Source organism: Marinobacter algicola DG893 (genome assembly GCF_000170835.1).
GTDB lineage: Bacteria > Pseudomonadota > Gammaproteobacteria > Pseudomonadales > Oleiphilaceae > Marinobacter > Marinobacter algicola.
The window spans coordinates 1-25067 of the sequence record NZ_ABCP01000048.1; the positions used below are offsets into that span (position 1 = coordinate 1).

General features: G+C 58.4%; 23 protein-coding genes and 2 tRNA genes. 14 read left to right on the plus strand and 11 right to left on the minus strand.

What is annotated here, in order from left to right; all coding sequences use genetic code 11:
• Positions 1-3: 3 nt before the first annotated feature.
• The 4 genes from MDG893_RS18080 to hemA are packed head-to-tail and all read right to left on the minus strand — an operon-like array spanning position 4 to position 3964.
• On the minus strand, positions 4-762 hold the full coding sequence (locus tag MDG893_RS18080; protein WP_007155281.1) for a HesA/MoeB/ThiF family protein: 759 nt from the start codon (positions 760-762) through the stop codon (positions 4-6).
• Positions 752-1600, minus strand: a complete 849-nt coding sequence (gene prmC, locus MDG893_RS18085; RefSeq protein ID WP_007155282.1) for a peptide chain release factor N(5)-glutamine methyltransferase — start codon at positions 1598-1600, stop codon at positions 752-754. The genes MDG893_RS18080 and prmC overlap by 11 nt, the downstream gene beginning before the upstream one ends.
• Positions 1593-2678: a peptide chain release factor 1 gene (gene prfA / locus MDG893_RS18090; protein ID WP_007155283.1), complete on the minus strand. Its 1086-nt coding sequence runs from the start codon at positions 2676-2678 to the stop codon at positions 1593-1595. The genes prmC and prfA overlap by 8 nt, the downstream gene beginning before the upstream one ends.
• On the minus strand, positions 2675-3964 hold the full coding sequence (gene hemA / locus MDG893_RS18095; RefSeq protein WP_007155284.1) for a glutamyl-tRNA reductase: 1290 nt from the start codon (positions 3962-3964) through the stop codon (positions 2675-2677). The genes prfA and hemA overlap by 4 nt, the downstream gene beginning before the upstream one ends.
• 231 nt (positions 3965-4195) lie before the next feature.
• On the opposite strand from hemA, the gene MDG893_RS18100 reads away from it, so the two are divergent.
• The 9 genes from MDG893_RS18100 (at position 4196) to MDG893_RS18140 (ending at position 11826) form a co-directional block, all read left to right on the plus strand.
• Positions 4196-5944, plus strand: coding sequence for a tetratricopeptide repeat protein (locus MDG893_RS18100; protein WP_007155285.1), 1749 nt, complete (start codon positions 4196-4198; stop codon positions 5942-5944).
• Entirely contained in the window at positions 5941-6579 is a 639-nt protein-coding gene (gene lolB, locus MDG893_RS18105; RefSeq protein WP_007155286.1) for a lipoprotein insertase outer membrane protein LolB, read from the plus strand. Before MDG893_RS18100 ends, lolB begins: the two co-directional genes overlap by 4 nt.
• Positions 6576-7433, plus strand: a complete 858-nt coding sequence (ispE, locus tag MDG893_RS18110) for a 4-(cytidine 5'-diphospho)-2-C-methyl-D-erythritol kinase (RefSeq protein ID WP_007155287.1) — start codon at positions 6576-6578, stop codon at positions 7431-7433. Before lolB ends, ispE begins: the two co-directional genes overlap by 4 nt.
• Positions 7434-7452: 19 nt before the next feature.
• Positions 7453-7527: transfer RNA gene (locus tag MDG893_RS18115), tRNA-Gln, on the plus strand.
• Between the two features lie 52 nt (positions 7528-7579).
• Positions 7580-8530, plus strand: a complete 951-nt coding sequence (locus MDG893_RS18120; protein ID WP_007155288.1) for a ribose-phosphate diphosphokinase — start codon at positions 7580-7582, stop codon at positions 8528-8530.
• A gap of 156 nt (positions 8531-8686) precedes the next feature.
• Positions 8687-9340: a 50S ribosomal protein L25/general stress protein Ctc gene (locus MDG893_RS18125; protein ID WP_007155289.1), complete on the plus strand. Its 654-nt coding sequence runs from the start codon at positions 8687-8689 to the stop codon at positions 9338-9340.
• A 30-nt stretch (positions 9341-9370) separates the two neighbouring features.
• On the plus strand, positions 9371-9958 hold the full coding sequence (gene pth / locus MDG893_RS18130) for an aminoacyl-tRNA hydrolase (protein ID WP_007155290.1): 588 nt from the start codon (positions 9371-9373) through the stop codon (positions 9956-9958).
• A gap of 36 nt (positions 9959-9994) precedes the next feature.
• The gene (ychF, locus tag MDG893_RS18135) at positions 9995-11086 is read left to right on the plus strand and encodes a redox-regulated ATPase YchF (RefSeq protein ID WP_007155291.1); all 1092 of its coding nucleotides are present in this window, start codon (positions 9995-9997) and stop codon (positions 11084-11086) included.
• A gap of 20 nt (positions 11087-11106) precedes the next feature.
• Entirely contained in the window at positions 11107-11826 is a 720-nt protein-coding gene (locus MDG893_RS18140) for a 4'-phosphopantetheinyl transferase family protein (RefSeq protein WP_007155292.1), read from the plus strand.
• Between the two features lie 23 nt (positions 11827-11849).
• Here the strand turns inward: MDG893_RS18140 and fhuF are convergent, their stop codons facing one another.
• Positions 11850-12692 (minus strand): siderophore-iron reductase FhuF, encoded by an 843-nt coding sequence (gene fhuF, locus MDG893_RS18145; RefSeq protein WP_244264452.1) that lies wholly within the window; start codon positions 12690-12692, stop codon positions 11850-11852.
• A 140-nt stretch (positions 12693-12832) separates the two neighbouring features.
• On the opposite strand from fhuF, the gene MDG893_RS18150 reads away from it, so the two are divergent.
• Both MDG893_RS18150 and MDG893_RS18155 read left to right on the plus strand, forming a co-directional pair.
• Positions 12833-12909, plus strand: a tRNA-Met gene (locus tag MDG893_RS18150).
• 111 nt (positions 12910-13020) lie between these two features.
• A complete protein-coding gene (locus MDG893_RS18155) occupies positions 13021-13446 on the plus strand; it encodes a PACE efflux transporter (protein WP_007155295.1) in 426 nt (141 codons plus the stop codon).
• On the opposite strand, the gene MDG893_RS18160 is transcribed toward MDG893_RS18155, so the two are convergent.
• The 6 genes from MDG893_RS18160 to MDG893_RS18185 are packed head-to-tail and all read right to left on the minus strand — an operon-like array spanning position 13439 to position 19781.
• Positions 13439-14140 (minus strand): type 2 periplasmic-binding domain-containing protein, encoded by a 702-nt coding sequence (locus tag MDG893_RS18160; RefSeq protein WP_007155296.1) that lies wholly within the window; start codon positions 14138-14140, stop codon positions 13439-13441. The two genes, MDG893_RS18155 and MDG893_RS18160, sit on opposite strands and share 8 nt — an antisense overlap.
• A 42-nt stretch (positions 14141-14182) precedes the next feature.
• Complete coding sequence (locus MDG893_RS18165) at positions 14183-15193, minus strand: oligopeptide/dipeptide ABC transporter ATP-binding protein (RefSeq protein ID WP_007155297.1); 1011 nt, start codon at positions 15191-15193, stop codon at positions 14183-14185.
• On the minus strand, positions 15193-16158 hold the full coding sequence (locus MDG893_RS18170; RefSeq protein WP_007155298.1) for an oligopeptide/dipeptide ABC transporter ATP-binding protein: 966 nt from the start codon (positions 16156-16158) through the stop codon (positions 15193-15195). Before MDG893_RS18170 ends, MDG893_RS18165 begins: the two co-directional genes overlap by 1 nt.
• A 19-nt stretch (positions 16159-16177) precedes the next feature.
• Positions 16178-17110, minus strand: coding sequence for an oligopeptide ABC transporter permease OppC (gene oppC / locus MDG893_RS18175; RefSeq protein WP_007155299.1), 933 nt, complete (start codon positions 17108-17110; stop codon positions 16178-16180).
• The gene (gene oppB, locus MDG893_RS18180) at positions 17110-18030 is read right to left on the minus strand and encodes an oligopeptide ABC transporter permease OppB (RefSeq protein WP_007155300.1); all 921 of its coding nucleotides are present in this window, start codon (positions 18028-18030) and stop codon (positions 17110-17112) included. The genes oppC and oppB overlap by 1 nt, the downstream gene beginning before the upstream one ends.
• Before the next feature lie 8 nt (positions 18031-18038).
• The gene (locus MDG893_RS18185; RefSeq protein WP_007155301.1) at positions 18039-19781 is read right to left on the minus strand and encodes a peptide ABC transporter substrate-binding protein; all 1743 of its coding nucleotides are present in this window, start codon (positions 19779-19781) and stop codon (positions 18039-18041) included.
• A 145-nt stretch (positions 19782-19926) separates the two neighbouring features.
• Here MDG893_RS18185 and MDG893_RS18190 point away from each other — a divergent pair, with 145 nt between their 5' ends.
• The 3 genes from MDG893_RS18190 (at position 19927) to MDG893_RS18200 (ending at position 25003) form a co-directional block, all read left to right on the plus strand.
• A complete protein-coding gene (locus MDG893_RS18190; RefSeq protein ID WP_007155302.1) occupies positions 19927-21204 on the plus strand; it encodes an O-acetylhomoserine aminocarboxypropyltransferase/cysteine synthase family protein in 1278 nt (425 codons plus the stop codon).
• Between the two features lie 140 nt (positions 21205-21344).
• Positions 21345-22391 carry a lipoyl synthase gene (gene lipA, locus MDG893_RS18195; protein ID WP_007155303.1) on the plus strand — a complete coding sequence of 349 codons (1047 nt, stop codon included), beginning with the start codon at positions 21345-21347 and terminating at the stop codon, positions 22389-22391.
• Positions 22392-22495: 104 nt separating this feature from the next.
• Positions 22496-25003: an efflux RND transporter permease subunit gene (locus tag MDG893_RS18200; RefSeq protein WP_007155304.1), complete on the plus strand. Its 2508-nt coding sequence runs from the start codon at positions 22496-22498 to the stop codon at positions 25001-25003.
• Positions 25004-25067: the final 64 nt, after the last annotated feature.

The following is a 25067-nucleotide window of genomic DNA, read 5'->3' on the forward strand; positions in this document are numbered from 1 at the left end:
GCCTTATGTTGACTCTCTACTGCTGCAGACAGGACAACTTGGGTCTCTTGAGAGTTTCATCTCTCGCCATTCCATTTGCCAGGCGTCCAGAATCAGCAGGCGCCCAACCAGCGGCTTACCCACTCCCGTGATGACCTTTACGGCTTCCATCGCCTGGGAAGCGCCGATCATTCCTACCAAGGGGCCGATAACGCCAGCTTCGGAACAAGTGAGGTCTTCATTGCCCTGTTCTGGGTAGAGACAGTGGTAACAGGGACTGTTGTCATCACGGACATCATAAACCGACAGTTGCCCTTCCCCACGAATGGCTGCGCCAGATACCAGTGGGACGCGGGCAGCCACACACGCGCGGTTGAGGGCGAAGCGGGTGTTAAAGTTGTCGGTGCAGTCGACCACCAGGGTAGCCGAGTTTACCTGTCGCTGCAGTTCATCGCCTTCCAGGCATTCATTAAGGGTTGTCACCGAAACATCCGGGTTTATGCGCCTCACCCGGTCGGCCAGGTGCTCCGCTTTGGATTCTCCCAGGTCGGCCTGCTCGAACGCAATCTGGCGCTGCAGGTTGGCAATCTCGATCAGGTCGTTGTCGACGAGTGTCAGGTGGCCGACGCCGGCGGCGCCCAAGTAGAGGGCGACCGGGCAGCCAAGGCCGCCAGCGCCGACGACCAGTACCCTTGCGGATTTGAGTTTGGTCTGGCCGGAGATATCAAACGTCGGCATCAGGATCTGGCGGCTGTAACGCAGCAGTTCCTCGTCATTCAACATGGTGTTTCCTCCCAAGGGTGAAGCGGTCACGCTGGCCGTAGTCCTGGCCGGTTTCCACGCTGGCGAAACCGGCCTCGATGAGAAGCCGTCGAACGGCCGCACCCTGTTCATAGCCGTGTTCCAGAATCAACCAGCCACCGCCAACCAACCAATCCGGCGCTTCGGCAACGATCAGCCGGATGTCATCCAGGCCGTCGCGACCCGCGACCAGGGCCGACGCCGGTTCGAAGCGCACATCACCCTGGCCCAGATGAACATCATCGCCTGCAATGTACGGCGGATTGGAAACAATGAGATCAAAAACGGCAGGCGGTAAATCGGAAAACCAGTTACTTTGCTGCACCGTCACCGGCAATCCCAATCGCGCGGCATTGTCGATCGCAAGGTCCACGGCCGCCAGGATGGCATCGCAGGCGGAAACCTGCCAGCCGGATCGTTCACTGGCCAGGGCCAGGGCGATGGCACCAGTACCGGTGCCAAGGTCCAGCACGCTGGCATTTGCCGGCAGATCCAGCGCCAGGGCAGCCTCCACCAGGCACTCAGTATCCGGACGGGGAATGAGCGTGGACGGGTTGACCTTCAGCGGCAGTGACCAGAACTCCTGCTCCCCCAAAAGGTGCGCAACTGGGTGGCCTTCGCAACGCTGCTCCACAAGGGTACTGAATCGGGCAATCAGGGTTGCGTCCAGTTCTCGCTCCGGCCAGGCCCGGAACGTGGTTCGGGACCAGCCAGTCACAAATCCCAGGAGTAGCTCAGCATCGAGGCGCGGGGTTTCGCCACCGATATGTGCCGCGGCTTTTCTTAACAATGCCTCACAGGCGAACGGCTTGTCACTCATCAGCCAGGGAGGCCAGCAGGTCGGCCTGATGTTCCTGCTGCAACGGCATGATGACCGCGTCCAGATCGCCGGAAATGACTTCATCCAGCTTATACAGCGTCAGATTGATGCGGTGGTCGGTCACCCGCCCCTGGGGGAAGTTGTAGGTGCGGATTCGCTCTGAGCGGTCGCCACTGCCCACAAGGCTCTTTCGGGTTGCCGCCATGGTTTTCTGCTGGCGTTCAATTTCCTCATTCTGGAGTCGCGATGCCAGGAAACTCATCGCTTTGGCCCGATTCTTGTGTTGGGAGCGCTCTTCCTGACACTCCACCACTATGCCCGTGGGAATATGGGTAATACGAATCGCCGAATCAGTCTTGTTGACGTGCTGACCACCGGCGCCAGAGGCTCGGAAGGTGTCCACCCGCAGATCGGACTTGTTGATTTCAACGGCTTCGGTTTCATCCGCCTCCGGCATCACCGCCACCGTGCAGGCGGAGGTGTGAATTCGACCCTGGGATTCTGTCTCAGGCACGCGCTGAACCCGGTGGGCACCGGATTCAAACTTCAGCGCGCCATAGACGGCACTGCCTGCGATGCGGGCGATGACTTCCTTGTAACCGCCGTGCTCACCTTCGCTGGCGCTGATGACTTCCACCTGCCAGCGCTGGCGTTCCGCGTACCGCATGTACATCTTGAACAGGTCGCCGGCGAAAATCGCTGCCTCATCGCCCCCGGTGCCGGCACGAACCTCCAGGAATACGTTCTTGCCATCGTTGGGGTCCTTGGGCAGCATCAGGCGCTGGAGCTCTTCGTCCAGTTCCTCGCCCTTCTGTTCCGCCAGGCCCAACTCCTCTTCCGCCATGGCTCGCATGTCGGCGTCACCGTCGCGGGCCAGTTCAGTGGCTTCCTTAACATCGTCACGGGATTTCTGCCATGCCTGGAAGCAGTGAACAATGGGTTCAATCTCGGCAAATTCCCGGGACAGGTCGCGGAATTTATCCTGGTTGGCAATAGTACCCTGATCGCTCAGCAACGCGCTGACTTCCTCGAAGCGGTCAACAAGCTGCTCGAGGCGGGACTGAATCGATGACTTCATAGTTTTTCCGGGGTGATGGGCGCGTCGGCATCCAGCACATCAAGCTGATGCAGCTCTCTGAGCCATTGAGTGACTTCGGTTCTGCCCTCCGTGGTGGCCTTGCGGACCTGGATGGACGGCTCGTGCAGTAATTTGTTGGTCAACCCCCGGGCCATGCTTCGCATCACGGTTTCGGGGTCTGCGCCATTACGCAGGGCGCGAATGGCCTTTTCGGTCTCCCCGTCTCTCAGGGCTTCGGCCCGCTGACGGAACTGCTTGAGGGTGGAGACAGCATCCAGGGCCCGTAGCTGGCTCAGGAACTGCTGTACGCCATCAGCAACCATGTTCTCGGCTTCCCGCGCGGCGCCCTCTCGGGAACGAACATTCTCCTCGATAACCTGCCGCAAGTCGTCAACGGTATAGAGATAGACATCAGCCAGGGAACCCACCTCGGGTTCGATATCCCTGGGAACGGCGATATCCACCATGAAATAGGGGCGATGCTTGCGCTTTTTAAGCGCACGCTCCACGGCGCCCTTGCCAAGGATAGGCAACGGGCTGGCAGTGGAGGAAATGATGATGTCCACATTTGCCAGGTGTTCTGGAATGTCGGAGAGCATAATGCCCTGCCCGCCACGGGAGTCCGCCAGCGCCTGGGCACGTTCCAGGGTACGATTGGCAACCAGGAAGTTTTTCACGCCAGCGTCGGCCAGATGCCTCGCGACCAGCTCAATGGTTTTGCCGGCGCCAATCAGCAAGGCTCGATTGCGGGACATATCCGCAAAGATGTGGTGCGCCATGCTGACTGCAGCGTAGGCCACCGACACCGGGTTTTCGCCAATAGCAGTCTGCGTGCGCACCCGCTTGGCGACGGAGAACGTATGTTCGAACAGACGGGACAGGAACGCACCGCTCGCCTCATGCTCGCGAGCGAGGGCATAGGCGTCCTTGAGCTGGCCGAGAATTTGCGGCTCTCCAAGCACCATGGAGTCCAGCCCCGACGCAACCCGCATGATGTGGCGCACGGCGTCTGAGTCCCGATGTACGTAGAGCACGTCTTCCAGGTCTGCCGCCTCCATGTCATGAAACCCCGCCAACCACCGCAATACCGCCGGGGCACAGTCGTCATCTCCGGCCAGATACAGTTCGGTGCGGTTGCAGGTAGACAGGATCGCCGCCTCGCTGGCGCCGGAAGTGGCACGCAGTTCGGCAAACGCCTCGGCCATACGCTCGGGCGTGAACGCGACGCGCTCACGCAACTCTACCGGTGCGGTGCGATGATTGATTCCGAGGGTGACCAGTGCCATATCGGGGTTAGACTGCCTTATCTTTGACGACGGTTCGATACCGCCATTTTAACGATCGGGAGCCAGTGTCGCCACCCATAACCATCGTGATATCGGCAACTGCTGACAGGTTGGGCAATATCAAGCGCTTGTGCCATCATAGAGCCTTGTCGCACTACGCCACATCTGAGACCGCCGCCAGACCCTTCTCCGGCCGATCAGGTGCATCGTACACAGATCATGGGATGTTGCATGCATAAGTCTGCATTACTGCTTGGTACCTGCCTGCTTGGGCTTTCCCTGTCCGGCTGCGCTTTTCTCCAGGACAACCAGGAATCGCAATCCACCTCGTCGCCTGATGACGCCACTGCATCATCCGCGGAACCGTCAGCGGACATCCGTTACGCCGATTTCGAACCGGAAGAACTGTACCTGCTGCTTTCCGGCGAGATAGCCGCCCAACGGGGCCGATTCGACGTCACCCTTGTCAATTACATGAAGGCGGCACAGCAATCCCGCGATCTGGGCGTGATTGAGCGGACCATGCGCATTGCCCAGTCACTGAACGCCGATAACGCGCAGCAGAAACTGGCGGCGCTGTGGCTGGAGGTAGCCCCGGACAACATGCAGGCACATCGTATCTCCGCCATCCAGGCCGTGAAGAAGAACGAACTGGAGACCGCCCTGGGCCACATGGAAAAGATCATGGATCTGGGCGGCGACGCGGATTTTGACAGCCTTGCCGCGATGGCCGGAAACCTGCCGCCGGAACAACAGCAGGAACTGCTCGACTTATACCAGCAACTGGAGCAGCGCCACCCTGACAACCCGGAACTGCAATACAGCATTGCCCTTCTACTGAAGGTGACGGGCGAGCCCCAGCAAGCCCTCGCCAAACTGGAACCCCTTCTGGACAGCAAGCCGGATTTCCAGCCAGCACTGATACTCAAGGGCGACCTGCTCTACCAGACCAACCAGAAACAGCAGGCCCTGGATCACCTGAGGGCGAATACACGACAATTCCCCGACAATCGCCAGATGGGAACCCTCTACGGCCGCATGCTGATCGGCGAAGGTGAGCTGCAAACCGCCCAGAACGAATTCCGCCGGCTGGTTAACCGCTTCCCCGACGTTCCCGGCCTGCGGCTCTCCTACGCCCTGGTCGCGCTTGAAAACGATCAGATCGCGCTGGCCAAGGAGGAACTGACACGCCTGATCGAACAAGGCCACCACAGCGATGAGGCTCACTACTACCTGGGCCGGATTGCCGACGAGGAAAACGAAAACGAGCAGGCCATCGGCTACTACAGGAATGTCGAGAAAGGTAATTACTTTTTCCCGGCCCTGGCCCGTGCCAGCGAACTGATGGCGGAACAGGGAGAGCTGGACGAGGCCCTGGCCGACATTCGCGAGATCCGCAAGAACAACCCCGACCAGGACGAGAATTTCCGCCTGCTGGAAATCAATCTCCTGCTGGATCGGGATCATGACGAGCGAGCCCTTCAGGCGGCCAATGAAGCCCTGAAATCCTTCCCTGGCAATGTCCGCATTCGCTACGCCCGTGCCATGCTGCTCGACTCCATGGATAAGCCAGAGCAGGCCGAAGCCGATCTGAGAACAATCATCGAGGAACAGCCCGACAACGCCGTGGCACTCAACGCGCTGGGTTATATCCTTACCACCCGCACGGACCGACTCGATGAAGCCAGGGACTATATTGAGAGAGCCCTGGCCATCGATCCGGAGAACCCTGCCATACTCGATAGCATGGGCTGGGTACTGTATCTGCAGGGCAACACCGACGAGTCACTGAGCTATCTGTCACGTGCCTGGGAGGCCTACGCTGACCCGGAAGTAGCCGCTCATTACGGCGAAGCGCTCTGGCAAACCGGCAATCAGGAACAGGCCCGCTCGATCTGGAGAGAAGGCTTCGAGCAGGACCCGGACCACCCGATACTGACTGAAACTGTTGAACGGCTGACCGGGGAGCCGTCCCTGTGAAATTATCGGTTATCGCGCTGACGTTCGCCGCCCTGGTTCTGAGCGGCTGCAGCTCACTGACAGTTGAACCACTTCCCGAAGGCCTGACTGAACAGCCACCGGCCGACTGGCGCAAGACCAGTGCCCGACTTGACCAGCTTCAGCACTGGGAACTGACCGGCAAACTCGCCGTTCGCCAGCCCTCGGACAGCGGCACCGCCGTCATCAACTACTGGAAACAGGACCGGGAAACGTACGAACTGGCGCTGTCATCATCGTTCCTCGGTATGGGCCGCACTACCCTTGAAGGCGTTCCCGGGTTCATCGAACTCACACTTCCCAACGGCGAGCGCTACCAGTCCGGCGACCCGGAGTCCCTGGTCAACGCCGCCACCGGCTGGCTGCTCCCCATTGACAGCCTGGCCTGGTGGATACGGGGCCTGCCCGGCCCTGACGGGGACTTCCAGCTGTTCTTCGACGACAAGGGTCAACTGGCCGTCATACGCCAACTGGGCTGGGAGATCCGCTACGACCGCTGGCAAGCATTCATAGAGGGCTACCCTCATCTGCCCGCCCGTATCACGGCGGTCAAGGGCGAGAAGCGCGTGAGGGTGGTGGTTACCAGCTGGAACCAGACCGATGGAGACAGCCGGTGAACAGCCTGGTTCTGCCCTCCCCGGCAAAACTGAACCTCTTCCTGCATATTCTCGGGCGTCGACCGGATGGCTACCATGAACTGCAAACCCTGTTTCAGTTTCTGAATTATGGCGACACCCTGACCCTGACCGCACGCACCGATGGCAGAATCGTCCTTGAGCAACCCCTGCCCGGGGTGCCCGACGAGGAAAACCTGATTGTCCGTGCTGCGCGACAACTGGCGGCAACCGCAGGTCATACGACTCCCGGTGTCAGTATTGCAATCGACAAGCAGTTGCCCATGGGCGGTGGCCTTGGTGGTGGCAGCTCCAATGCCGCCACCACACTGGTGGGGCTGAACCGCCTGTGGGGCCTGAACCGCTCCCTGGACGAGTTGGCTGAACTGGGCCTGTCCCTGGGTGCCGATGTGCCCGTATTCGTTCGCGGACATGCAGCCTGGGGCGAAGGCGTGGGCGAACGACTCACCGACGCCAACCCACCAGAAGACTGGTTTCTGGTTATAAAACCACCTTGCGATATAAGCACCAAAGAGATTTTTTCCGAGCAAGGGTTGACAAGGGATACCCCCGGAATCAAAATAGCGCCCGCTTTTGAGGGAGACGCCTCGAGGTACCGAAACGACTGTGAGGATGTAGTTCGAAGACTGTATCCTGAGGTTCATCAAAGCCTGGAGTGGCTTGCACAATTCGGACCTGCAAGATTAACCGGAACCGGGGCTTGCATATTTGGACGTTTCCCGACAGAATCCGCAGCCCGGATTATCTGGGAAAGCAAACCCTCCGGCATCACGGGGTTCGTAGCTCAAGGGGTGAACATTTCACCACTTCACAAAAAGCTGACAGAGCTGAAATGATGCCAAAAAAGCACGATACTGGGGTGTCGCCAAGTGGTAAGGCAACGGGTTTTGATCCCGTCATGCGCAGGTTCGAATCCTGCCACCCCAGCCACCTTTCTCCCGCTTCTTCTGAATCAAACGCCGATACCGAGAAGGATGCCGTCGTGTCCAAACTGATGATTTTTACTGGCAACGCCAACCCGGAGCTTGCCAAGGCCATCGCCCAGAAACTTCACATTCCCATGGGCCAGGCCACCGTTGGAACCTTCAGCGATGGTGAAACCACCGTTGAGATCAACGAAAATGTTCGCGGGCATGATGTCTTCATCATTCAGCCCACCTGCAACCCCACCAACGATAACCTGATGGAACTGATTGTGATGGCCGACGCACTGCGCCGTGCATCCGCCACCCGGGTTACCGCGGTTATCCCCTACTATGGCTACGCCCGCCAGGATCGACGTGTTCGCTCCACCCGCGTTGCCATCAGTGCCAAAGTGGTTGCAGACATGATTTCCAGTATCGGCGTTGATCGGGTTCTCACCGTTGACCTGCACGCCGACCAGATCCAGGGCTTCTTCGACATTCCGGTGGATAACATCTACGCCACCCCTGTCATGCTTGAGGATATCGAGAAGCAACGCTTCGAGAACTTCGTAGTGGTATCTCCTGACGTTGGCGGCGTTGTACGTGCCCGCGCCGTGGCCAAACGCCTGGACGATGCCGACCTGGCCATCATCGACAAACGCCGCCCCAAGGCCAATGTGTCGCAGGTCATGCACATCATCGGCGATGTAAAAGACAAGACCTGCATCCTTGTGGACGATATCATCGACACCGCCGGCACCCTCTGCAAGGCCGCCAACGCGCTCAAGGAGCATGGCGCCTCCCGGGTCGTTGCCTACATCACGCACCCTGTCCTGTCCGGACCGGCGGTCGACAATCTGAACGCGTCAGAACTGGACGAGCTGATTGTCTGCGACACCATCCCGCTGGGTGACAAAGCGCGTAATTGTGATAAGATCCGCATCCTCACTATGGCTGGGCTGCTTGCAGAATCCATTCGTCGCGTCAGCAACGAAGAGTCCATCAGCGCGATGTTTGAGAACGCCTGATCAGCTAACCGCCTGATTTAGTGAAAAGAATCCAGACCGGGAGCCCAGTGGGCTCCCGGTCTGTTTAGTCCGCCGGAAAAACTTCCGGCATATCGAAAATGTCACCGGTTCAGGACCTGGTCGCGGGCCGCTCTGGTGAAAATTGAGGTTACAACCATGTCTCAGGAATTTCTTATCGAAGCATTTCCTCGTGGCGATCAGGGGAGAGGTGCGAGCCGCCGCCTGCGTCGTGAGGAGCGTAAAATTCCGGCCATCATTTATGGCGGGAAGAAAGAAGCCACTGCGATTTCCATCTGGCACAACGAGCTGAAAAAAGCTCTGGAAAACGAAGCCTTCTTCTCACACATTCTGACCATCGAACTGGAAGGCAAGAAAGAAAGCGTGATCCTGAAGGATCTGCAGCGTCACCCTTACAAGCCGCTGCTGACGCACGCTGACTTCCTGCGTGTTGACAAGGATCACGAGATCCACGTTAACGTACCGCTGCACTTCCTGAATGAAGAATCTGCACCGGCCATCAAGCTCCAGGGCGGCGTTGCTAACCACCAGATCAACGAAGTGGAAGTGATCTGTCTGCCGCAAAATCTGCCTGAGTTCCTCGAAGTCGACATGACTTCCGTGGAGATGGACCAGGTTGTTCACCTGAGCGACCTCAAACTGCCGAAAGGCGTTCGTATTGCGGCTCTGCTGCAGGGTGAAGACCACGACCTGCCAGTCGTTGCAATCCATAAGCCGCGCGCTGCCAAGACAGAAGATACTGACGAAGGCGAAGATGGCGAAGCGGGTGAAGAAGGCGAAGACAAGGAGTAATCGCTCCTGTACGAATGAGGGCAATGGCAGATGGCACAGGATATCCTCATGGTGGTGGGACTGGGTAACCCCGGCCCCGACTATGCGAATACCCGCCACAACGCCGGCGCCCTGTTCGTTGAAGCACTGGCCCGTGAAACGGGCCAGTCGCTTCGCCCCGAAAAGAAGTACCACGGGCTCTACGCCCGAATTCAGCTTCAGGGTCTCGACCTGCATCTGCTGAACCCTTCCACGTATATGAACCGCAGCGGCCTCTCCATCAAGGCACTGGCGGACTTCTTCAAGATTCAGCCCCAACAGATTCTGGTTGCGCACGACGAGCTGGACATCCCCCCCGGTACCGCCAGGTTCAAGAAAAGCGGCGGACACGGCGGACACAACGGCCTGCGGGACACCATTGCCCACCTGGGCACCAACGAATTCCAGAGACTTCGTATCGGCATCGGCCACCCCGGCGACAGCCGCCAGGTCACAGGCTATGTTCTCGGCCGTCTGGGCAAACGGGAAACAGAAGAGCTGAATGCGGTGATCAACGAGATCATTCGGGTGCTTCCTGACGCCGCCAGCGGCAAACTTCCCGCGGCAATGAATCGCTTGCACAGCTTCAAACCGGTATAATCCGGCCAAATTTTTCATACCCAGCAGAGGCATTCCATGGGATTTAACTGCGGCATCGTAGGCCTGCCCAACGTGGGCAAATCCACCCTGTTCAACGCGCTGACCAAATCCGGCATCGGTGCGGAAAACTTCCCCTTCTGCACCATTGAGCCTAACGCCGGCGTCGTGGCCATGCCCGACCCTCGCCTGAACAAGCTCGCCGAAATCGTGAAGCCGGAAAAGGTGGTGGCGACCACGATGGAATTCGTGGATATCGCCGGCCTGGTAGAGGGCGCATCGAAGGGTGAAGGCCTGGGCAACCAATTCCTGGCCAACATCCGCCAGACCGACGCCATTGCCCATGTGGTACGCTGCTTTGAGGATGACAACGTCATTCATGTCGCCAACAAGATCGACCCGGCCTCGGATATCGAAATCATCAACACAGAGCTGGCCCTGGCTGATCTGGAAACCGTCGAGAAAGCCATCAAACGGGTTCAGCGAGTCGCAAAAAGCGGCGACAAAGAGGCCAAAGCGCAGCTTGAAGTCTTCGACACCCTGCTTCCCGTACTGAACGAAGGCAAACCGGTTCGCAGCATGAATCTCGACAAAGAGAAGATGGCACTGATCCGCGAACTCTGCCTGCTCACCGTAAAGCCAACCATGTACATCGCCAACGTCAGCGAAGACGGGTTCGAGAACAACCCTCACTTGGACACCGTGAAAAAGATTGCGGAATCCGAGAACGCGGTTGTGGTGCCTATCTGCAACAAGATAGAAGCCGAAATCTCGGAGCTGGAAGACGACGAGAAATCCATGTTTCTGGAAGAAATGGGCATGGACGAACCCGGCCTGGACCGGGTGATCCGTGGCGGCTACAGCCTGCTCGACCTGCAAACCTACTTCACCGCAGGGGTAAAGGAAGTGCGCGCCTGGACCGTGCGCGTCGGCGCCACCGCGCCACAGGCGGCTGGCGTCATCCATACCGATTTCGAACGCGGCTTCATCCGCGCCGAAGTGGTGAGCTACGATGACTTTGTCCAATACAACGGCGAAGCCGGAGCCAAAGACGCCGGCAAGTGGCGCCTTGAGGGCAAGGAATACATTGTCCAGGACGGCGACGTTATCCACTTCCGGTTCAATGTCTAATCACCCCGGAGCGTCCAGCAGTGAGCCTCCTGCCAGCATGCTGCAGTACCCCGGATGACCGGTGGCCCTGGCCCCAGTCGTTTCCGGGGCTTCAGCTGATCAGTCTGGACTTTGATCCCGGCAATCTAAAACCGGACGATTTCACGATCAGCGATATTGCACCGCCACCGTCTGTGGCAAGAGCCGTTGCCAAACGCCAGGCGGAATACCTCGCTGGCCGGGTCTGCGCCCGTGAAGGGTTGATGCGCGCAACAGGGCAACCGGTGGTTCCGGTGCTCGGTGATGATCGGGCGCCGGTATGGCCCACAGGCTGCGTAGGCTCAATCACCCACACCCAGGGTTGGGCTGCTGCGGTTATTGGCCAGCAACAGGACTACGCCGGGCTTGGCCTTGATGCAGAAACCATCATGCCCGATGAACGTGCCCTGCCACTTTGCCGGCAAATTCTGACATCTTCAGAGCAGGAGCGATTCAGTGCCGAGCTGGCCAGTCAGGCGGGGTTTTTTATTACCCTGGCATTCTGCCTCAAGGAAACGCTCTTCAAAGCACTTTACCCCCTGGTTCAGAGGCGATTTTACTTTGAACACGCAGAACTGCTGTCCTGGCAATCCGACGGCCGCGCCCGATTGCGCTTACTTGAAACCCTGTCACCTGAATGGGTATCGCACACTGAACTGGATGCATGGTTTATTCGGGAAGACCATCGGCTTGTCAGCCTGATAGTGGTTCCAACCTGCTGACATCCTGCTTCCCAAGTTTAACGTCAGACGTTAACAGCAAGGCTTTCAGGTAGCTTTGCCCCTTTGGGCGGGCGATCAATATGGGGGCAATTCTCACACAACTCCAACCCTGGCAAGCGGTAGCGTATGCAGCACTGTCGACGCTGCCGCAACGGAGAAGGACCTACGTTACGCGGAATATACCGCACGGGACGGTACATTGGATTTCGCTGTCCGTCTGGCCGGTACTCGGATTCGATCAGCCGCCGCCCATCTTCCAGGCGATTCGACGGCACGCCCATTTGCGCCAAGGCACCCACCAACCACTCAATGTAATTCGCAGCGTTGTTCCAGAGCACCTTGCGAGACAATTTAACCTGGCGACTCCACCCCACGACTAATGGCTCGAAATTACTCTCCAGAAGCTCCCCAAAGCGCTCAAACGGACTCGCTGGCACTTGCTCAAAGGGGCGGCCTTCATCGGGAATACGAAAAGCCTCAGGAAGACCATCACAGCCTATAATAATCTCAAGTGTGTCGAGACCGACAGGCAATTCCCGACCTAACACAAGGTTGGCTGTTATCGTCGGAATAACGAGCTTTGCAAAATAGGTGCGCGACCATTGGGAAAGCAATGCACGATCATCGTCACCAGGTTGAGAACGACGATAACGCTCCAACAACAACGACAAGCCATCCTCCGTTGCCAAATCCCGCGCCGGAGTGGCCGGGCGCGTATCATCGGGCAACACCAGGATAGACCGGTAATACTCAAAGTCGCCAACAAACAGCGGCGCAAGTGCAGGAATGGTCATCGATGAAACAACACTATTGCTAAGTGGTCGAAAAGTTAAAAGGAGCATACCATTAATGATAATAATTATCATTAATGGATTATCCAGGCCCGAAGAAGGGCCGGCTGTCTTTATCTGTAAGATCCAGAAACACAAATCCGAAAAGAGGGTTGACAGTACCGGGTAAAATCCAGAAAATACGCGCCTCGTTTGGAGCTCATCCAGACGAATTCGGCAAGGTAGCTCAGTTGGTTAGAGCACGGCACTCATAATGCCGGGGTCGGCGGTTCGACTCCGCCCCTTGCTACCAGAATTTAAAAGGTCGCGACTCACGTCGTGACCTTTTTTCGTTTCGGGGACGCCCCCGCCCTTCCCGGGAATTGAACGCGGGACGACCCGCCTCCATTGTTCCTGAATAGCCATGAGAACCACCAAAGACAGAATCCGTCAGGCCGTCTCGTTCGAGGTCATTGGCCTGCTTATCGCCATCCCATTAGCCGCACTTGTGTTTGGCTTCGAGCTCGACAAAACCAGTGCCCTGGCTGCCATCGGTGCAACCATTGCAACCGGCTGGAACTACCTCTTCAATCTCATGTTCGATCACGGCCTGAAACGGCTTACCGGCTCTACTCGTAAGTCACTGAAGATGCGGTTCTTTCATGCGCTCAGCTTTGAACTGGGCCTGATGATAACCTTCCTTCCGGTCATCGCATGGTGGATGGGCATTGGGCTGGTTGAGGCACTGATCGTCGACATCGCCTTCGTGGTCTTTTATCTGGTCTATGCGTTCGTTTTCACCTGGTGCTACGACACGGTGTTTCCTGATGACGACGCCAGTCTCAGTTGAGATCGTTTCGATACCGGCACCATCGAATGGCCTGCCGCAGCTTTTCCGTCAGCAGGCCATTCCCATGCTCATGGGAAACGTAAAGGGACAGGTCTACCCAGGCCGCCCTGCGCACAAAGTAATCGCCCTCAAAATCGGCCATAAACTTGTCAACGAGCACCCAGGGAATAACCACAACATCTGCCCGACCCAACTTGAGCAAGTAGACTGCTTGGCGCCATTCGGATACGTGTAGAATCTTTGCGTTTTCGCCTTGAACCAACTGATCCCCGACGAACTTCCGGACGAACGCGTAGGTGAGGCCAGCCGTCTGGCTGAGAGGAGGCATCTCTTTCAAAGACAGGTACACGTACTCTGTCTGGAAGAGTCGCCCACCGAAATCAGCGTAGCGGTCCCGTTCAGAGGTCTGAACCAGGGGAAAACCTACCGCAACACCACCCTTTCTCAGTTGGTACAGCAGTTGCGCCAAAGGCATTTCAACGAACTGAAAATTCCCGGGAACCCGTTCGAACACGCACCGATAGAACGCGGAGAAGCGCCCCTCCAACGCTCCCTCCGAGACCGTTATTTCCCGCTCTATTCCAGCAACAATTCCGACGCGCACCGGTTCCTGCGCGTGCGAAAGATTCAAGGGCATAGTGATCGCGAGGAGGGCGATAAGTAGGGGCTGATAGCGCACAGACTTCCTGTCCATAAGAGTGACCCGCCAACACGGAGATCCATTCACTCCGCAAGCTTAGTTCAATTTTTCCTCGCGCTCCACGTAGTGGCACGCCACCCAGTGCCCTGCCCCGGTCTTGTCCTCCAAAACTGGTATCTCTTTACTGCAATAGTCCGTCGCCAGCGGGCATCGTGTACGGAACACGCAGCCGCTGGGGGAATTCATCGGGGACGGCAGGTCGCCTTCCAGTTCGGCCGGAGGATTGGCCCGATCCCTCTCCGGGTCAGGGATCGGCACCGCCGCCATCAGCGCCTGGGTGTAGGGGTGCCGGGGGTTGGCGAACAGTTCAGCACGGGTGGCATTTTCGGCCACATTGCCAAGGTACAGCACCATCACCCGGTCGCTGATGTGCTTGACCACACTCAGATCGTGGGCGATGAAGATCAGTGACAGGCCCATGTCCCGCTGCAAGCTTTTGAGCAGATTGATCACCTGAGCCTGTACCGACACATCGAGGGCGGAGACGGGCTCGTCGCAGATGATCAGTTTCGGCTCCAGTATCAACGCCCGGGCAATGCCCACCCGCTGGCACTGGCCACCGGAGAATTCGTGGGGGTAACGGTTTTTCTGGTGAGGGTGCAGGCCAACGCGATCCATGATGGCATCCACTTTTTCCCTTAGCTCGGCGCCCTTGATATCCGGGTAGTGGGTACGCAGGGGCTCAGCAATGATGTCGCCGACGGTCATTCGTGGCGACAGAGAGGCAAGCGGATCCTGGAAAACCATTTGCAGGCGCTGGCGACGTTTACGCAGTTGTTTCAGGTTAAGCCCCCGCAGGTCCTCGCCCAACCACATCACCTTTCCCGCCTGGCTGGGCACCATGCCCATGATGGCCCTTGCCAGGGTGGACTTGCCGCAGCCGGATTCCCCCACAATGCCAAGGGTTTCGCCCTCGTTGAGGGTAAAGCTGACGTTGTTCACCGCTTTTAGTGGCTGCGGCCGGGTCCAGGGCCAGGCATTGCGAGGCATGATGTCGAAGGTGACCTGCAGGTTTTCTACCGCCAGCAGGCGTTGCTGTTCATTCATCAAATCGCCTCCCTTGGCAGGTTGCATACACGAATGCGCTCTGCCCCGAATTGCTCGGGCGGGTCGAGTTCGTGATAGCAGCGTGGCTCCGCCACGGGGCAGCGGTCGCAGAACGGACACCCCGGCGGCAGGTTCATCAGGTTGGGCGGGTTGCCGGGAATGGTGACCAGTTCCTCCATCTGCTCATCAATACGCGGAATGGCGCCCATCAGGCCTTTGGTATAAGGGTGGGCGGGCTCCCGAAACAGATCCCGGGTGGCTGCGAACTCCATCATCTGGCCGCCGTACATCACTAACGTCTGGTCGCAGCTTCCGGCCACTACGCCCAGGTCGTGGGTGATCAGGATAATCGCGGTGTTGAATTCCTGTTGCAGCTCCCGCAGCAGGTCCATCACCTGAGCCTGTACCGTGACATCCAGGGCGGTGGTGGGTTCGTCCGCAATCAACAGGCGCGGCCGGCACAGCAGGGACATGGCGATCATTACCCGTTGACGCATGCCCCCGGAGAATTCATGGGGGTAACAATGAATACGGTTGCGGGCCTCGGGGATACGCACCGCGTCCAGCATCTGCAGGGATTCCTGCAGTGCCTGCTTGCGGCTGATGCCTTTGTGTTGCACCAGCACTTCGATGAGCTGGTCACTGACTTTCATAAACGGGTTAAGGGACGTCATCGGGTCCTGGAAAATCATGCCGATGCGGGCCGCACGAATCTGATTCATCCGCTTTTCCGGCAAATTAAGCAGTGGCTCGCCTTCAAAGATCACCTCGCCACTTACCCGGGCGTTGTCTGGGAGCAGGCCCATCAGCGCAAATACCCCCTGGCTTTTACCCGCGCCGGACTCACCCACGATACCCAGAGTCTGCCCAGCCTCCAACTGGTAGCTGAGGCCCCTCACGGCCTGCAAGGTGCCATCCGGTGTATCGAAGGCCACTTCGAGATTATTGACTTCCAGCATTGCCATAGATCGGGTTCCTGCCGGCTCAGCGGTCTTTAGGGTCGAGGGCATCCCGCAGCCCGTCGCCAAGGAAATTGAAACAGAACAGGGTGAGCACCAGCATCAGCATCGGGAAAATCAGGGTCCATGGCGCGGTCCACATGGCATCCGCGCCTTCGGAAATCAGCGCACCCCATGAAGTGTAGGGTTCCGACACCCCAAGCCCCAGAAACGAGATAAAGGATTCGAACAGGATCATCTCCGGCACCAGCAGGGTTGCATAAACAATCACCACGCCCAGCACATTGGGCACGATGTGGCGAAGAACAATCAGCAAGGGATGCACACCGACGGACATGGCAGCCTCAATGTATTCCTTGCGTTTCAGGCTCAGGGTCTGACCCCGCACAATCCGGGCCATATTCAGCCAGCTCACCGCGCCGATGGCCACGAAAATGAGCAGCACATTGCGCCCGAACACCGCCATCAGCACGATCACCAGGAACATAAAGGGAAAGGCGCTGAGCACTTCGAGCGTTCGCATCATGATGGCGTCGGTACGGCCGCCCACATAGCCGGATATGGCACCGTAGAGGGTACCGATAACCACGGCCGTCAGGGCTCCGAGAACGCCCACCATGAGGGAAATGCGGCTGCCCTGCACGGTGCGTTGGTAGAGGTCCCGACCGATGGGGTCAAGGCCAAAATAGTGCTGACTGGCCAGGCTGGGCACGCCGTCTTCGTCGAGGTTCGGCAGGCTTGCCCAGTCAATGGACTCATTGTCCAAGGGGGACAGGAACTGGCCGAACGCGGAAAACAACAGCAACAGGACCAGCACCACAAGGCTCGCCACCGCGGCCCGGTGACCCATGAAGCGCCGTCGCGCGTCTCGCCACAGGCTACGGCCTTCAGTGTAGGCGTCTTCCGCAAGGGTATCCGCCAGTTCGCCCATGCCCGCATGTTTGTCGGAGAAAAACATCAGTAACGCACCCTCGGGTCCAGCCAGGTATAGAGAATATCCACCGCGGCGTTAAAGACGATGGTCAGCACGCCCACCAGAATGGTAACCCCGAGAATCAGCGAGTAATCCCGGTTGATGGCACCATTGACGAAGTGCTGGCCAATGCCGCCCGTGGAAAATACCTGATCAATGATCACCGAACCGGTGATGATGCCCACGAAAGCCGGCCCAAGGTACGACACCACCGGAATCAACGCGGGCTTGAGGGCATGTCGCAATACGATCTTGTGGCGGGGAATGCCCTTGGCCCGTGCGGTGCGGATGAACGGACTGCGCAGGGTCTCTATCATGCTGCTACGGGTAATCCGCGCCACCTGCGCAATGTAGGACGTCGCCATGGCGATGATCGGCAGCACGATGTATTCCACCTGACCGCCTTCCCAGCCGCCGGCAGGCAACCAGCGCAACGTGACGGCAAACAGCAGCACCAGCAACGGCGCCATCACGAAATTGGGGAACACCACCCCGATCATGGCGGCGGTCATTACCGTATAGTCCGGCCAACGGTTCTGTTTCAGGGCCGCAACCACCCCCAGCCCCACCCCGAACACAACCACGAACAGGAAGGACCAGGCACCGATGTAGGCGGACCGGGGAAAGCTGGATTCGATCAGCTCATTGACCGTGAAGTCCTTATAACGAAACGAGGGCCCCAGGTCGCCCTGGGCGACGTTGCCCACGTAGATGAGGTACTGCTGCCACAGAGGCTTATCCAGGTTGTATTTAGCCTCGATGTTTTCCATCACCGCTTCCGGCACATTACGCTCGTTGGTAAACGGGCCGCCAGGTGCCGCGTGCATCAGCACGAACGAGACAGTGATCAACGTCAGTATGGTTGGTACTGCTACAGCCAGACGCCTGATGATAAAACTGAACATGGCTTCCCTCAGTCTGCCGTGATGTACATATCCTTGCTGTAAACAATGTTACGGGGATTCTTCTCCGGATAGCCCTTCAGGAATGGGCTTACCAGCGCCACCGTGGTGTTGAAATACACCGGCACCACCGGAAACTCCTGCCAGAGGATCTCCTCGGCCCTGACATAATAGGGATTGGGATCGTCGCTGGAGCGGGCATCCAGCAGCAACTGGTCGTATGTTTCATTGCTCCAGCCGCCGTCGTTATTCCCACTGTCGCGGGTTAGCAGGGTCAGAAAGGTGGAGGCTTCGTTGTAATCCCCTTTCCAGCCAAACCGGGCGATACCATAGTTGCCAGCCTGCTTCTCGGAGAGGAAGGTTTTCCACTCCAAATTGCTGATGGTGACCTTTGCCCCCAGCTTCTCTTTCCACATCTGGCTGACCACGATGGCCAGAGCCTTGTGACTCTCGTCAGTGTTGTAGAGCAGTTCGAATTCCAGTGGGTTGTCTTCATTGTAGCCGGCTTCCTTAAGGGCTTCGCGCGCCTCTTCGTCGCGGCGGGTCTGGGACCAGGTGGCGTACTCCGGCTGCCGGAAGTCGAAACCGCTGACGTAGGGAGGTGTCAGCGTGAATGCCGGCATCTGGTTGCCCCGGGTGATGTAGCTGACGATGATATTGCGGTCGATGGCGTAGGTCAGCGCCCGACGCACTCTCACGTCGTCAAAGGGCGGTCTGTTGACGTTGAAGGCATACATGTACGTGGCCATGCTGGGCACCATCACCAACTCTTTGGGCCGCTCTTTTTTCAACCGGGCCATCTGGGACACCGGCACCGTGGAGGTCATGTGCAACTCGCCACTGGCGTAGCGCTGAAGCTCGGCAGACGAAGACTCGATCGGCAGGTAAACCACCCGGTCAATGATGGTTCTGTCATCCCCCCAGTAATGGGGATTGCGAGCCGCCACCAGCTTCTCGCCGATATGCCAGGCGCTCAGCGTATAGGCTCCGTTGGAGACCATTTTTCCAGGCCTGGTCCAGTCCTCGCCGTGGGCCTCAATGGCCTGGCGGGGGGCGGGAAACATGGTGTAGTGGACGGTCATTTCCGGCAGATAGGTGATCGGCTCGTCCAGGGTCACCTCGAAGGTGAAGTCGTCGACAGCGCGCACACCCAGCGTATCCGGTGCCTTTTCACCAGCGATGATCTCGCCGGCATTGGCTACTCCGGCGGACTCGATGTAATACGCATAGCTTGAGCCTACCTCCGGGTCTACAGCCCGGCGCCACCCATACACAAAGTCCTGGGCGGTAACGGTGCTGCCATCGCTCCAGCGGCCGTCTTCACGGAGCTGGAATGTCCAGGTCAGGTTATTGTTCGAGGCGGCCCAGGATGTCGCCATCGCCGGCTCGGTGTCCCCCGTTGGGCCGCTGCGGGTTAGCCCTTCGAACAGGTCAACCACGATGGCGCTGCCCACGCTGTCCTGGACCAGCTGGGGGTCCAGGGAAGCCGGCTCACTGGCATTACCGCGAACAAGCACCTGCCTTCGGGCCAGCCGCTCACCGGTTTCCGGATGCTCCAGCAGACGGCTTTTCGGCGCATCTACATTAGCGCCAGCCTGGGCCCGTCCTCCTTCGTTGTTGGGAACATCCTCACTGCAAGCTATGACAAACAGGGGGAGCAGGGCAGTCAAAGCAGCCCTCGCCATCAAGCCAATGGCGTGCCTAGTGATCCGGCTTTGGATGCCCGTTGTTATTTTCAGGTTCGTGGCTGTCATATCTGTTCGAACCTAGCGCGGAAACAAGGAAGTCACAAGCAGATGCGGGTCAACATGAAACAATGCTCACGTTCCTATGCCTGTGGCATACTCAATCGGGATGTTCGACCTCTACAACAACGCTTGATAAAAGGGATGTTCAACCATGAAACCGGAAACCCTCGCCCTTCACGCTGGCTTTAACGGCGACCCGACCACCAACGCCGCAACCACGCCCATCTATCAGACCACGTCCTACACGTTCGACGACACCCAACACGGTGCCGACCTGTTTGACCTGAAGGTACAGGGCAACATCTATACGCGCATCATGAACCCCACCAACGCCGTATTGGAGGAGCGCATGGCGCAGCTTGAAGGTGGTGTGGGTGCCCTCGCGGTGGCCTCGGGTATGGCAGCCATCCTTTACTCCCTGCAAACCATCTGCAAAGTGGGCAACAACATTGTCAGCACCGGCCAGCTCTATGGCGGCACCTACAACCTGTTTGCCCACTCGCTGCCAAACCAGGGCATCGACTGCCGTATGGTGCGTCACGACGACTTTGAGGCAGTGGAGAAAGCGATTGATGACAACACCCGCGCCCTGTTCTGCGAATCCATTGGCAACCCGGCCGGTAACGTGGTGGATATCCAGCGCTGGGCCGACATCGCCCACAAACACGGCATTCCGCTGATCGTCGACAACACCGTGGCAACGCCTTTCCTCTGCCGGCCTTTTGAACACGGTGCAGACATCGTGGTGCACTCGCTGACCAAGTACATCGGCGGCCACGGCACCACCGTAGCGGGTGTGGTGGTCGACTCCGGGAAATTCGACTGGGTCACCAACAAGGCGAAGTTCCCCATGCTCAACGAGCCGGACCCCTCCTACCATGGCGTGGTCTATACCGAAGCCCTTGGCGCAGCAGCTTTCATCGGGCGCTGCCGGGTGGTTCCCCTGCGCAATACCGGCGCTGCCCTGGCCCCGTTCAATGCCTTCCTGATCATGCAGGGGCTTGAAACACTCGGCCTGCGCATGGAAAGACACTGCGAAAACGCCGAGAAAGTTGCCAATTTCCTGCAGAATCACCCTTCAGTGGAATGGGTGAACTACGCCACCCTGGCCGACAGCCCCTACAAAGCCACCTGCGACAAAATATGCGGTGGCCGTGCGTCGGGCATTCTCAGTTTCGGCATTACTGGCGGGCTTGAGAATGGCGCGAAGTTCATCGATGCACTGCAACTGATCTACCGCCTGGTCAACATTGGTGACGCCAAATCCCTGGCCTGTCACCCCGCCACAACGACTCACCGGCAGCTCAATCCAGAGGAACTGGCAAGTGCGGGCGTCAGCGAGGATCTGGTGCGCCTGTCCATTGGCATCGAACACGTGGATGACATCATTGCCGATATCAGCCAGGCGCTGGATAAAACAACCGCCTGATGTGGTTACCGGGTACGACGAAAGTCGTGCCCGGAACCCCCGTGATTGTCCGTACCTGCCTTGTATCCGCCGCCGGCGCAGATTACCCTTTAGGGTCAGCCAAGCCTTTTATCCGCCGCCGAGAAGAGAGTCCCCCAGTAATGAGCGACAGTGCCAAATCACGCGTCACCAGTGGTTCAAAGTTCCGCAACGAACATGGATTCTCAGCGATCAAGGACGGCATCAAGCGCTCGGGCTCGGGCATCATCGACACCAAAACCCAGCGCAAACCTTCCTGGCTGCGTGCACGCATGCCCGGGGGCGAACGCTACGAAGCGGTGCGCAAGAACGTCAGCGAACATCGGCTGAGCACAGTCTGCCAGGAATCCCATTGCCCGAACATCGGCGAGTGCTGGGCCAACGGTACCGCCACCATTATGGTGATGGGCTCCGTCTGCACCCGCGCCTGCCGCTTCTGCGCCGTGGACACCGGCAACCCCAAGGGTTGGCTCGATCACGAAGAGCCGGAAAATACGGCGAAATCCGTGGAGCTCATGGGCCTGCGCTACATCGTACTCACCTCCGTTGACCGGGACGACCTGGACGACGGTGGCGCCGCTCACTACGCGGCCTGCGTGTCCGCCATCAAGCAGCGTACTCCGCATGTTGCCGTGGAAGCCCTGACACCAGACTTTGACGCCGTCATGGCGCACGTTGAGAAGGTCGTGGACTCCGGCCTGGACGTTTTCGCCCAGAACGTGGAAACCGTGAAGCGCCTGACCACCCGTGTACGGGACCCCCGCGCCGGCTACGAAAAAACCCTCAGCGTACTGGCCCACGCCAAGCAATATCGTCCGGACGTGCTCACCAAGACCAGCCTGATGCTCGGCCTCGGTGAAACGGAAGAGGAAATCCTCGAAACCATGGACGACCTGCGAGCGATCGGCGTCGACATTCTGACCCTGGGCCAGTATCTGCGCCCCACTCAGAACCACCTGCCGGTGGAAAAGTACGTGACCCCGGAAGACTTCAATCGCTACCGCGAGATTGGCCTGGAAAAAGGTTTCATGGAAGTGCCATCAGGCCCCATGGTGCGCTCCAGCTACCGCGCCGATCGTGTCTTCGAGAAGAATAACCTGGGCCTTGCAGTGCCAGAAGTGCCCGCTTCCTCCAACGCACAACAGATTCCGGTCAAAGCGTTAGACTGAACCACTGATCAATTCCCTGGAATAGGCCTCAAACAGGGGCACCGTCGACTGACAGTTTGTGGCACACTCTGCACTCGCTTTCACTGTGTAGGGTAATGCTTGCGATGTCCTGGCTTCGATCTTTCTATGACCGGTTGATTTTCCCCCGCCCTGTTCTGATTCTCCTGCTGTTTGGCGCCCTGCTGCTGGTTGCCAGCCTGCGTTTGGACCAGTTCCGACTGGATGCGTCCGCCGAGTCCCTGGTTCTTGAGGATGATCGCTCCCTGGAGCAATACCGGGAGGTGAATCGCCGCTTCACCACCTCCGACGATTTCCTCGTTGTCACCTACACACCCGACCAGGAGTTGTTCAGCAACGAAGGCCTGGCGTTGCTGGCGTCATTACGGGACGAACTGGCCGCCCTGGAGAACGTCAGCTCCACCAACAGCATCCTCAACGTCCCCCTGCTCCACAGCCCGGGCCTGACCCTGGATACCGTGGACTCCGAGATCAAGACCATCGATGAGGATGGCGTAGCCCCGGAGACCGCCAGAAAAGCATTGCTCAATAACCCGTTGTATCCAAACCTGCTAATCAGCGAAGACGCGCGCACCACCGCGATACAGGTAAATCTGCCCACTCCCGAGCGCTATTTCGAACTGCTACGGGAACGCAACGAGCTGCGGGACAAAGCGCAGAGCGGCCAAGCCTCGGCAGAAGAACAGCAAAGACTGGAAACCGTCAGCCAGGCATTCATCGAGTTCACCGAGGCTCAGGGCGAGGAGCGGGACCGAACCATCAAACGGGTCAGGACCGTCCTCGACAGCTACCGTGACCGCGCCGAGATCTACCTGGGCGGCGTGCCCATGATCGTTGCCGACATGATCCGTTTCATCCAGAACGATCTCTCCACCTTCGGTATTGGCGTGCTGATATTCCTGCTGCTGACCCTGGCGATCATTTTCCGCCAGTGGCGCTGGGTCCTGGTGCCACTGCTGTGCTGCGGCTTTACGGTGTGGCTGGTGATCGGTTACCTGAGCTGGGCGCAATGGCCAGTCACGGTGATCTCGTCCAATTTCGTGTCGTTGCTGCTCATCATGACCCTCTCGCTGACCATCCACCTGATCGTTCGCTATCGGGAGTTCCAGCACGACGACCCTGACGCCGAATCACGGGATACGCTGCGGCGCACCCTGCTGGCCATGATCAAACCCTGTTTCTACATGGCCATCACCACCATCGTTGCTTTCGGCTCGCTGACCTTCAGCGGCATCCGCCCGGTGATCGATTTTGGCTGGATGATGACCATCGGCCTGACCGTGGCGTTCCTTATCACATTTATCATTTTCCCGGCCCTGCTGGCGCTGCTGCCACCGCCGGTGGACGACCGAGTGCGCTCCAACCGGATTCCCTTTACCGATTGGTTTGCGCGGTTTACCGAGCACTACGGCAAAACCGTTCTGGTCGGCTCCGCCATCCTCGCGGTGCTCTGTGTCATCGGCCTGAACCGCCTGACGGTGGAAAACAGCTTCATCGACTACTTCAAGTCCAGCACCGAAATCCATCAGGGTATGATCACCATCGATAATCGCCTGGGAGGCACAACCCCGCTGGATGTAGTGATTACGGACGACAAGCCGCCTGAAAGCGAAGCCGGCGGCGATCCCTTTGCCAGTGGTGGTGATCCCTTTGCCAGTGACTGCGACCCGTTTGTAGAGGACTGCGGGGGAGCGGAGGAATACCGGGACACCTGGTTCACCTATCAGAAGATGGATCGGCTGGGTAAGGTTCACGACTACCTGGACAGCCTGCCAGAGACCGGCAAGGTCATGTCCATCGACACCACCCTGGACATCCTAGCCCAGGTTAACGGTGGCGAGGCCCTGAATGCCCTGGAACTGGCGTTCGTTCCCTCGGCGGTGCCGGATGACTTGAAGGACATTCTTCTGACGCCCTACATCAGCGAAGAGCACGACCAGGCCCGCTTCAGTATCCGCATCTTGGAGACTTCCCCCGACCTGCGCCGGCAAGCATTGCTGGACCGCATACTCACTCACCTCACCGAAGAAATGGGCTTTGAGGACGATCAGGTGAAGCTTACGGGCATGACGGTGATGTACAACAACATGCTGCAAAGCCTGTTCGATTCCCAGATAAAGACCATCGGCATTGTCTTCCTGGCCATCATGGTGATGTTCCTGATCCTGTTCCGGTCGATAAAACTGGCGCTGATTGGCATGGCCCCCAACCTGATCGCGGCGGGGTCGGTGCTGGGCCTGATGGGCTGGCTGGGCATTCCGCTGGATATGATGACGATCACGGTGGCAGCGATTACGGTGGGCATTGCGGTGGACGACACCATTCACTACATCCACCGTTTCAAGACGGAATTCGAGAAGGACGGCGACTACCTCGCCACCATGCACCGCTGCCACCGCAGCATCGGGCAGGCGATGTTCTTTACCTCGCTGACGATTATTACCGGGTTTTCGATCCTGGTGCTGTCGAATTTCATCCCGACCATCTACTTCGGGTTGTTCACGGGATTTGCCATGTTCATGGCTCTGGTGGGGGCGCTTACGTTGTTGCCTCGGCTTATTGTTCTGGTTAAACCGTTCGGGGCTGAATTGTGAGTTACTCTCTCCTAGCCTTCACAATTTGTGATCGTCGCACCGGTGTAGGCCCTTCCCGGAAACG

Bases quoted from the DNA above. Each gene is read 5' to 3' on its own strand.
- MDG893_RS18080 (WP_007155281.1), bottom strand. From the start codon at position 762: ATGTTGAATGACGAGGAACTGCTGCGTTACAGCCGCCAGATCCTGATG.
- MDG893_RS18160 (WP_007155296.1), bottom strand. From the start codon at position 14,140: ATGGACAGGAAGTCTGTGCGCTATCAGCCCCTACTTATCGCCCTCCTC.
- MDG893_RS18200 (WP_007155304.1), top strand. From the start codon at position 22,496: ATGTCCTGGCTTCGATCTTTCTATGACCGGTTGATTTTCCCCCGCCCT.
- MDG893_RS18165 (WP_007155297.1), bottom strand. From the start codon at position 15,193: ATGAATGAACAGCAACGCCTGCTGGCGGTAGAAAACCTGCAGGTCACC.
- MDG893_RS18190 (WP_007155302.1), top strand. From the start codon at position 19,927: ATGAAACCGGAAACCCTCGCCCTTCACGCTGGCTTTAACGGCGACCCG.
- MDG893_RS18185 (WP_007155301.1), bottom strand. From the start codon at position 19,781: ATGACAGCCACGAACCTGAAAATAACAACGGGCATCCAAAGCCGGATC.
- MDG893_RS18125 (WP_007155289.1), top strand. From the start codon at position 8,687: ATGTCTCAGGAATTTCTTATCGAAGCATTTCCTCGTGGCGATCAGGGG.
- MDG893_RS18155 (WP_007155295.1), top strand. From the start codon at position 13,021: ATGAGAACCACCAAAGACAGAATCCGTCAGGCCGTCTCGTTCGAGGTC.
- prmC (WP_007155282.1), bottom strand. From the start codon at position 1,600: ATGAGTGACAAGCCGTTCGCCTGTGAGGCATTGTTAAGAAAAGCCGCG.
- prfA (WP_007155283.1), bottom strand. From the start codon at position 2,678: ATGAAGTCATCGATTCAGTCCCGCCTCGAGCAGCTTGTTGACCGCTTC.
- lipA (WP_007155303.1), top strand. From the start codon at position 21,345: ATGAGCGACAGTGCCAAATCACGCGTCACCAGTGGTTCAAAGTTCCGC.
- oppC (WP_007155299.1), bottom strand. From the start codon at position 17,110: ATGTTTTTCTCCGACAAACATGCGGGCATGGGCGAACTGGCGGATACC.
- MDG893_RS18100 (WP_007155285.1), top strand. From the start codon at position 4,196: ATGCATAAGTCTGCATTACTGCTTGGTACCTGCCTGCTTGGGCTTTCC.
- pth (WP_007155290.1), top strand. From the start codon at position 9,371: ATGGCACAGGATATCCTCATGGTGGTGGGACTGGGTAACCCCGGCCCC.
- fhuF (WP_244264452.1), bottom strand. From the start codon at position 12,692: ATGATAATTATTATCATTAATGGTATGCTCCTTTTAACTTTTCGACCA.
- ychF (WP_007155291.1), top strand. From the start codon at position 9,995: ATGGGATTTAACTGCGGCATCGTAGGCCTGCCCAACGTGGGCAAATCC.
- hemA (WP_007155284.1), bottom strand. From the start codon at position 3,964: ATGGCACTGGTCACCCTCGGAATCAATCATCGCACCGCACCGGTAGAG.
- oppB (WP_007155300.1), bottom strand. From the start codon at position 18,030: ATGTTCAGTTTTATCATCAGGCGTCTGGCTGTAGCAGTACCAACCATA.
- MDG893_RS18170 (WP_007155298.1), bottom strand. From the start codon at position 16,158: ATGGCAATGCTGGAAGTCAATAATCTCGAAGTGGCCTTCGATACACCG.